This is a genomic window from Corallococcus praedator (assembly GCF_003612125.1).
In the GTDB taxonomy this organism is placed as follows: domain Bacteria; phylum Myxococcota; class Myxococcia; order Myxococcales; family Myxococcaceae; genus Corallococcus; species Corallococcus praedator.
On record NZ_RAWI01000665.1, the window covers coordinates 1 to 2,699 of the forward strand.

Below are 2,699 nucleotides of genomic sequence, written 5' to 3' on the forward strand. Positions count from 1 at the left end.
GTGGGCGGGTCCACCGGGCTGTCGAAGGGGCTTCGCATCACGGTCGCTTTCCCGCAGCTTGAGGCCCCCGGCTGACAGCGGTATGTCAGGATTCCAAGGCCATGCAGCGCACCGAGCGTCTTTTCGCCCTCGCGGAGTACTTGAGGGGTCGCCGCACCGGCGTCACCGCGGAGGTGCTCGCGGAGCGCTTCGGCGTGACGGTGCGGACCATCTACCGGGACCTGGACACGCTGCGCGCCGCGTCCCTGCCCGTGGGCGCGGAGCGGGGCCGGGGCGGGGGCTATGCGTTGGATCGCAGCTACAGCCTGCCGCCGGTGAACTTCACCGCGCGCGAGGCGGCGCTCATGGTGGCGCTGGGCCGCTTCGCCATCGACATGCGGCTGTTGCCCTTCACCGGGACGCTGGAGTCGGCGCTCGACAAGGTACGCTCGGCCCTCTCCACGTCCGCGCAGCGCGAGCTGCTGGCCCGGCTGCGGGAGCTGACCTTCCTGGGCGTGCCGTCGCTGCCCACGCGCAAGGGGGTGCGTGAGTCGCTGGAGCGCGCGTGGTTCGAACGCCAGTCGCTGCGCATCACCTACGTGGACGGCAACTTCCTGGAGACGGTGCGCGAGGTGCGCATCGAGTCCGTGGTGATGGACCGGCACGAGACGCGGCTGGACGCGGTGGACCTCGCGTCCGGCGAACGTCGCCACTTCCGGTTGGACCGCATCACCCGCGCGGAAGTGTTGGGGTGACGCGCAAGGCCCCGCGTCTGGCGCGGAGCCTTCCGGTGTCTGGCATCAGCTCCGCGAGGGGAAGACGCCCTCCGTCGCGATGATGAAGTTCACGACGGTGTATGGGTTCATGATGGGCACCGGCTGACCGCCGCCGGCGATGCCCACGGCCTGGGGGCCCATCACCGTGTTGGGCGTCGTGTTGTAGGGGGTCGGGGTGCTGCCGGGAGGATAGGCGGCGAGGTACGCACCCTCCGGGCTCTCCGCGTTGCCCTCCTGCATGTTGGCCATCAGCGGGTGGGTGTGCGCGGGCATCTGCGTCGAGATCAGCGTCACCGACTGCCCGCCGGCCGCCTCTCCCAGGGTGTGCGGAGCCAGCCCCGGGCCCTGGCCCGGCGCCATGGGAAAGCGCCCTCGCAGGTCCGGCAGCGCGAAGGTCGTCGTGCCGTTGCCGCCGTAGGTGGTGCCCAGGATGGCGAAGAGGGCCTGGTTCTGCGCGATGGAAAGCAGCGCGCCGTTGCAGAGCGCCCAGCCGCGAGGCGCGAAGTCGCCTCCAAACATGATGATCTGGCCAATGTACGGTTCAGACATGGTTCCCCCTGGGTGGATGGTGGGTGTTCCGCGCCGAACAGAACATGCCCGCCCACCCTGAAGAAAGGTCGTGGCGCGTCATTCATTAATCCGACCCGGGGTGTGCGAAGCTTCACAGGGCGTGGCGGCGCTTTCTCCTACGCTGCACGTCGCCGCACCGCCTGCTGTTGGGGGAGGACCCAATCCATGTCACTTCGATTCTTCGTGCCCCTCCGTGGGGAGTTCTCACGCTTCCGAGTGTTGTCGCTCTGCGCGACCCTGATGGTGTCCGCGTGTACGGGCCAGACGGGGGATGGGCCCGCCGGCCCCGAGGGCCCTCCGGGAGCGACGGGCCCCGCGGGAGCGACGGGCCCGGCCGGTCCCCAGGGTGAGAAGGGCGCTACGGGCGAGCCCGGCCTCATGGGTCCTCAGGGCGAGATCGGTCCGGCGGGTGCGGGCGAGCCCGGACCGCAGGGCATCGCGGGCCCCACGGGTCCCGCGGGCGCGACGGGACCGCAGGGCGCCATGGGCCTGATGGGGCCCATCGGTCCGCAGGGCATCGCGGGTCCTGCCGGCGCCAAGGGAGACAAGGGCGACACGGGCGCGGCGGGCGCTGTTGGCGCGAAGGGAGACAAGGGCGACACGGGCTCGGCGGGCGCTGTTGGCGCGAAGGGAGACAAGGGCGACACGGGCTCAGCCGGCCCGGTCGGCCCGGCTGGCCCGGTGGGGCCCGCGGGAGCGCCGGGTTCCACGGGGGCGACGGGCTCTCAGGGGCCGCAGGGCGTGGCGGGCACCCAGGGGCTCTACGGCGACGGTTCCGCGGGCGCGTTCACCGTGGGCTCCGGCCAGACGGTGGACCTCACCACCCCCACGGGCGTGTCCCAGCTTCCCTCGGGCTTCAACCTCCAGTTCAGCAGCATCAACATCGTGGGCACACTCATCGTCCCCAGTGGCACGGTGCTGCGCTCCTCGGGTGACATCACCGTGAGCGGGACGCTCACCGTGCGTCCTGGGGCGGAGGACCTGGGCGGCGGCCAGGCTCCTGCCGGAGTCGCCCGGACGGCGGCGGGTTCGTACAGCGGTGGCGTGGGGCTCGCGTCGTTCCAGGGCGCACAGGTGCGGCGGGTCCAGAACGCGTCCGGCGGGGCCGGTGCTCGCCTCTACGCGGGCGCGGGCGCGAACGGTGGCGCTGGCGGTGGCGCGGTGATGCTGGCCGCGCGGGGCAACGTGCGCATCGTCGTTGGTGGCACCATCAACGCGAGCGGGGTCAGTGGCGTGAACCCCCAGACGGCGGGCCAGTCCATCGTGGGCACGGGCGGCGGCGGTGGCGGCATCGTCCTGGTGGCGGCGAAGGGGACCATCACGCTGGGGGGCATCATCCGCGCGCAGGGTGGCAATGGCGCGGATGGCTTCAAC

At 71.9% G+C, this 2,699-nt stretch carries 3 protein-coding genes; 2 read left to right on the plus strand and 1 reads right to left on the minus strand.

Annotated elements, in window-relative coordinates:
• Positions 1 to 101: 101 nt before the first annotated feature.
• The gene (locus tag D7Y13_RS40575; RefSeq protein ID WP_120583792.1) at positions 102 to 734 is read left to right on the plus strand and encodes a helix-turn-helix transcriptional regulator; all 633 of its coding nucleotides are present in this window, start codon (positions 102 to 104) and stop codon (positions 732 to 734) included.
• 45 nt (positions 735 to 779) lie between these two features.
• Here D7Y13_RS40575 and D7Y13_RS40580 read toward each other — a convergent pair whose 3' ends face one another.
• Positions 780 to 1,304, minus strand: a complete 525-nt coding sequence (locus D7Y13_RS40580) for a phage tail protein (RefSeq protein ID WP_120583793.1) — start codon at positions 1,302 to 1,304, stop codon at positions 780 to 782.
• Positions 1,305 to 1,490: 186 nt separating this feature from the next.
• Here D7Y13_RS40580 and D7Y13_RS46160 point away from each other — a divergent pair.
• The coding region (locus tag D7Y13_RS46160; protein WP_158626200.1) for a collagen-like domain-containing protein at positions 1,491 to 2,699 on the plus strand (1,209 nt) is incomplete at its 3' end.